Origin of the sequence: Catenibacterium sp. UBA627 (assembly GCF_002299355.1) — a bacterium.
GTDB lineage: Bacteria > Bacillota_I > Bacilli_A > Erysipelotrichales > Coprobacillaceae > Catenibacterium > Catenibacterium mitsuoka.
The window spans coordinates 1-5,993 of the sequence record NZ_DBPF01000070.1; the positions used below are offsets into that span (position 1 = coordinate 1).

Below are 5,993 nucleotides of genomic sequence, written 5' to 3' on the forward strand. Positions count from 1 at the left end.
TGCATAGTCACGCATTGCGACTCTTTCTGCATTTAAGAATGCATAGTAACGTTCATCTTGATCCTTTGCGTTCACTGCAGTTCTAAAGTAGTTATTGAATTCATTATTCGCATAATGATTAATACCCTGGTTATTGACTGCAAGAGGGGCTAGATAATCATAAGCATCATTACATACACCCTTGATACGTAATAAAGAAAGTTCTGCCTGATTATAATCTACAGTATTTACTTCTTTTAAATACACCTTGATTTGTTTTGTTGCTTCAAGATCATCTTTAATCTTACCCGCAATTGCCTTAGTTGCTGGATAATCATTTGTATAAGTTAAAGTAAATGTGAATTTCTTCAATTTGTATTCATTAAGAAGCTTACTTAAAGTTTTCTTTGCTTCTTTCTTATCATACTTTAATTTATAACTAGAAGCATCTCTAATAAACTGCTTATTAGAGTTGAAACAGATTCCCATAGGAAGTAATCCCTGTGCCTTATGACTTCCATCATGCAATACCTGTTTATTGTATTTCTTTCTTTCAAGTAATAAAGACATTGCTTCACGTACTCTTGCATCTGATAAATACTGATCCTTGAAATTAGGTACTAAATCCCAAATAACACTATCAGGATCTGCAGTACTTGAATCTTTACCATCATACTTCTTCGCATTTTCACCAGTCACTGCCGCAAAGTCAATCTTACCTTCATCAAACATCTTGATCTTATCTTCATTACTGATTCCAAAATACATATTAATACAATCGATATTTGTCTTCTTTGCGATATAACATGTCTTATTCTTCTTTAAAGTAATCTTATCTTTAGAAATAGAAGACACCTTATATGTCCCACATGACAATAATGTCTTAGGAGAAGTTGCATACTGATCTCCCTGTGCTTCTACAAACTTCTGATTTAATGGGAAGAATACTGGCTGAGTCACTAAATCCATAAAACGTGATGTCTTATAAGCGAGATTAACGACTAACTTCTTATCCTTCACATAAACCCCTAATGTATCTGCAGACTTTCTACCGTTGTAGATTTCATCTGCTCCTGCAATGGCTGCACCATAAGATGTAAGAAGCTTAGATGCATCAGAACGCATAGATAAGGCTCTCTTCCATGCATATACAAAGTCCTCTGCAGTCACAGGATCCCCATTAGACCATTTCACATTCTTTCTAATTTCAAAGGTATATGTTTTACCATCATCACTGACTTTCATGCTTTTCGCAATGGCAGGCTTTAACTTACTTTTCACATTATAAGCATATAAACCATCACCAAAAGCCTGAATCACATTCGTAGATGTTTCATCAATAGCCTTTGATGCATCAAGTGAAGTCACATAACCAGAATCTGCAAAATTAAATACCTTCTGTGAATCCGCATTATTAGTCAAAGAACATCCAGTCATCAAACTCATTGCGAGTACAAGTGTTACTATTTTCTTAAATAAACTCATTAAAAACTCTCCCCATACTTCTTATGTAAGAACTTAGCCTTTAAAAATCCCATTCCCTTTTTAAACATGTTGATCTTTTCCATATAAACAAATGGCACTTCCTTACATGCATAACCGTTCTCCATCATCCAGACATCTAATAATAATTCACTAATTCTACCTGGATAACGTGCATGGAAACTATTATATTCAGCATCTTCAAATCTCTTTGTCAATTCAAATAAAATACCAAATAACCATTCACAATAAGCATCAAAATATTCTTTCTTCATCACAAACATATTAAAAGCATGCATTGTCTTTTCTTTCATATGTTTATCAAAAGCTGGTAAATACTCTGGACACTTCTCTTCAATAATCTTTCTTGTTTCATCGAGTGGTTCTGGATAAAGTGTATGAACATAATGATCATAAATTGTTTCAATATAATAATTACGTCTCTTAGTCACTAAGATATCATTGTCCTTTAATAATTCTTCTGCTTCCTTAGAAGTAAGAACACAATCAAATGGATCCTTTGTTTTCTTCTTACCTCTAAAATGTCTACGATAATGCGCTAAACCTACATAATCTGCATCTAAATTCTTCCAAGCCCAATATAATCCTGTTAACTCACAGAACTGTGGGTTTAAAGAAGAAATATTATCACCTGTATTATCACGTGTATATCCAAGATCATCCTTACCTTCTGCACCTACCTGTACAGGAACATACATCTCATCATCAGGCATACGATACTTCTTATGTGTCGCAATAATAATCTTTACTGATGGCATATTCATTACTCCTTTACATTGATCCTTCTTTTTTGAAAACAACCTGTACTGTCTTCAATAAGATCTGAATATCAAGACTGAACTTCCAGTTCTTGATATATTCTTTATCTAATCTTGCGATTTCTTCAAAGTCAGTGATATTACTTCTACCGCTTACCTGCCACATACCTGTAATACCTGGCTTAAATGCAAGACGTGCTCTATGACGTAATTCATACTTATTCCATTCATCAAGAGTAGGAGGTCTAGTACCTACTAAACTCATATCACCTTTTAATACATTAAAGAACTGCGGAAATTCATCAAGAGACCAGTCTCTAATGAAGTTACCTACACCCTTCTTAATAGTTCCGTCGGCTTTCTTCTTACAGCCAATAATACGAGGGTCATATTCAAGTTTGAACATCATACCGTCCTTGACTCTATTCTGCGCCATAAGTTCCTTCTTACGCTCTTCAGCGTCCATATACATACTTCTAAACTTATACATATTGAACACTTTACCATTTCTACCAACTCTCTTCTGTTTAAAGAAGATTGGTCCTGGAGACGCAATAAAAATTGCAGGAGCTAAGAAAATTGTTAGAATGAGTGTAATTAAGCAGCCTACTAAACCACCTAAAATATCTAATATTCTCTTCGCAATCCAGTCGTATTCATTAATAGAGTTCATGCTGACAGTCAATACCTGGTTTTTACCCATTCTTTCAAACTGTTTACGATAACCCTTTAATGAGTTATATTCACTGATTTCTACATGAACTGCAAGACCCATTTCAGCTAAGTCTTTAACTAAAGAAGTTGAGAAAACACCTTCCCTAGGAAGAATAACCAATGCTTCATCCATCCACTGTCTCAATACATAATCTATGACAGTATCCTGAGACGCGACAATAGACCAGCCATGTGATTTCTGACCTTCCATATTCTTATCTAGAACCGCAAATCCAACACTCTGATATTCATCTAAGCCAAATGCTTTCTTATTCTCTGTAATAGAATCAATATACTCAGACTCTGTAATCACGATCAATGACTTCTTATTATTCTTTCTTCTACGTCTTACAATTGGCTTCATAACACAATGCACAATATAAGTAAACATTGCATCAAATACACATGTAAAACCTAAAGTTAAACGTGATACATCATCCTTCTGCGCATAGAAAATATAAGCAGTAGATACAACCATTAATAATAATGATTTCTCTATTACCTTTATCATTTCTGTAACGTTATTACGCTTTAAAATATTCTTTAAAATATTAAAGAATATAATAATCAACATATCCAATAATGTCATAACTATAGCGATATTTACATACAATGATCTAGTATATAAATCAAGTATTCCATGACGCATATAGTAAGCTAGAAAAATGGCTAGCTGTAAACAAATCAGGTCCGCAATTAAAAAATCTAAATGCTTTGCCCATCCTCTTAGTTTCCTTTTATACATCTCATATTCACATCCTTATTGTTAAGTTCGTACTAAGTTAACTATACCACAAAATGACCTGTAATTCACTCATTGCCGTTATTATACCTTATTACAAGGCCATCTATGTGTAATTTTTGTGTAATTATGGTAATACTTTCTTTCCCACTCTTAATTTTCGAATTAATGCAGTTAAAATAATCGTGATAGGAATCACAACGAGCGGCATACCTAAACGATAGATAATTGACTTTGTATAATTCGCAAGATGTAGGTATCTATTTAAGATTTCAATAATGTAATAATGCATTAAATAAATAGGGAATGTATATTTTTTAATGAACTGTACAGATTTAGATATTTTAGTCTGCATGACTTTACTACTGATCTGTTTAATAAATAAGAAAATAGCACCAGAATACATCAAAATAGGGGTCTGCATTAAATTCTTATAGATCTGACTCACACCACCTAATGCGTAAGATTCAAAATAAGTACCACCAAAATGCATTAAGAAACCTGCCAAACCAAGAATATAAATAATACATCTCTGATTAAGTGTAAAATCTATCTTATGAATCAAATAACCCATTACCACAAAGATTGCATAACCACTTACTACATTAATTCCTAAAGGCCATGCTATATCAATATGAAAGGCTGATAGAAGGAATGGAATAGTTCCATTAAAAATAAATCCAATGATAAACAAATATTTAAATAGCTCGATTCTTTTTTCTTCCGAAATAGATGCAAATAGAGGAATAGATAAATAGATTCCAAACAATGGCATAAAGAACCAATAAATACTCACAAATTGATTATTAATAATACCATCTACTAGAACTCTTAAAGTTAAATCAGATGGTTTAAGTGTGTGTAAGAAAACAATATCAAATACTAGACCTACAAATGTCCAGAATAGAAATGGAATCACTGTCTTAGAGAAACGTTTCTTTAAGAAAGTCTTTGTATCATATCTCTTTTGATAATCCATCAATGTCACACTTGAAATCATAAAGAATACAGGAACTGCAAAAATAAATACACTTTCAATTAAGTTCGCAGTAATCCAATATCTTGATTTATTAAACTCCCAGAAACACCCATTTGTATGTAGAAATACAACTGCAATTGCCGCAATAACATTCGCTAAATCGATATATTCTATCTTTTTCGTTTTCATATAAATACCCCTCATTACTTCTTAAATACAAATAGCTTACTAATTAAATAATTTCCAATAAGCACAAGAATCTGTGCTGCAACCTTTACACCAATACTATTCATACTTAATAACTTAATACCCACATATAAGATGACTTCTTCCATTAAAAGAGTCGCAACACGTCCTCCAAAGAAAGAAACCATTTCTCTAAGAATCCCATTCATATCTTCCGCATTACTATCAAATACCCAGATACGGTTTGTTATATACGCAAATAATACCGCTAATATCCAAGAAAAGATATTCGCAATCATTGGATCCATATGCATACCAATATCAAAGAATGCATAAGAACCGATGCTAATAAAAGTCGTTAAACCACCAAAGAATAAATAGAGTAATACTTCTTTATATTTCTTATAAAATGGATTAAAGATACTTAAGATCTTCCACTCCATGATTCTATCAAATATATCTTTATCTTTTTTCATAAAACCTCCATGATACACTCATACAGAATAAGTATACATCATATTGAGGTATTCTCCCAATTAAATTGTACTCTACAAAAAAAGTTCCTCCTAAATAGGAGGAACCTGAGATGTTAATAAATAATTACTTTAGTCTTCTTAGGAATGTTGTCATAGATCCATTTCGCATGATTAATATCTAATCTTACACAACCATGAGAGACTGCTGCATCCATCGCATTATCAATAATATTCTTCGGAGTATTCTGTCTATCATAGATAACTGAATGGAATAAGTAGTTACCAGTAATCTGTGTATAATACCAGCATCTACCTCTTGAGCCTGTATTAAAGTATTTACCTTTAATACCTACATAATACGTACCACTTACAGTAGGTGTAGAAGGTTTACCAACACAGCACTTATAATACTGTACATCCTGCCAGTTGTTCTTACCGCCTTTAAAGATACCTACACGATGTGCCGCTCTATCTACAAGTATAATATAGTTTGTAGGACTTGTTTCATTACGCACTAATCCACGCATCTTATCTAAAGCACTATAAACCATCACACCATTAACTACTTCATAGTATCTGCCTTTACCATCGATCTGTGCAAAACCAGAATAATTCCAATCTAATACACCATGGTTAATGTAGTAATAACTACCTGC

At 32.7% G+C, this 5,993-nt stretch carries 6 protein-coding genes; all 6 read right to left on the reverse strand.

Annotated elements, in window-relative coordinates; translation table 11 throughout:
* A partial coding sequence (locus tag B2S90_RS04725) for a peptide ABC transporter substrate-binding protein (protein ID WP_286696617.1) occupies positions 1 to 1,464 on the reverse strand: 1,464 nt, incomplete at its 3' end.
* Entirely contained in the window at positions 1,464 to 2,240 is a 777-nt protein-coding gene (locus B2S90_RS04730; RefSeq protein WP_040390219.1) for a DUF4422 domain-containing protein, read from the reverse strand. The genes B2S90_RS04730 and B2S90_RS04725, both read right to left, overlap by 1 nt.
* 13 nt (positions 2,241 to 2,253) lie before the next feature.
* Positions 2,254 to 3,699 (reverse strand): sugar transferase, encoded by a 1,446-nt coding sequence (locus B2S90_RS04735; protein WP_070101836.1) that lies wholly within the window; start codon positions 3,697 to 3,699, stop codon positions 2,254 to 2,256.
* 124 nt (positions 3,700 to 3,823) lie between these two features.
* Positions 3,824 to 4,864, reverse strand: a complete 1,041-nt coding sequence (locus B2S90_RS04740; RefSeq protein ID WP_070101837.1) for an acyltransferase — start codon at positions 4,862 to 4,864, stop codon at positions 3,824 to 3,826.
* Positions 4,865 to 4,878: 14 nt separating this feature from the next.
* Complete coding sequence (locus B2S90_RS04745) at positions 4,879 to 5,337, reverse strand: GtrA family protein (RefSeq protein WP_278861070.1); 459 nt, start codon at positions 5,335 to 5,337, stop codon at positions 4,879 to 4,881.
* Between the two features lie 113 nt (positions 5,338 to 5,450).
* A partial coding sequence (locus B2S90_RS04750; RefSeq protein ID WP_278861069.1) for a L,D-transpeptidase occupies positions 5,451 to 5,993 on the reverse strand: 543 nt, incomplete at its 5' end.

What these genes read in the sequence shown, in the direction of transcription:
- B2S90_RS04730 (WP_040390219.1), bottom strand. Translation starts at nt 2,240, where the DNA reads ATGCCATCAGTAAAGATTATTATTGCGACACATAAGAAGTATCGTATG.
- B2S90_RS04735 (WP_070101836.1), bottom strand. Translation starts at nt 3,699, where the DNA reads ATGTATAAAAGGAAACTAAGAGGATGGGCAAAGCATTTAGATTTTTTA.
- B2S90_RS04740 (WP_070101837.1), bottom strand. Translation starts at nt 4,864, where the DNA reads ATGAAAACGAAAAAGATAGAATATATCGATTTAGCGAATGTTATTGCG.
- B2S90_RS04745 (WP_278861070.1), bottom strand. Translation starts at nt 5,337, where the DNA reads ATGAAAAAAGATAAAGATATATTTGATAGAATCATGGAGTGGAAGATC.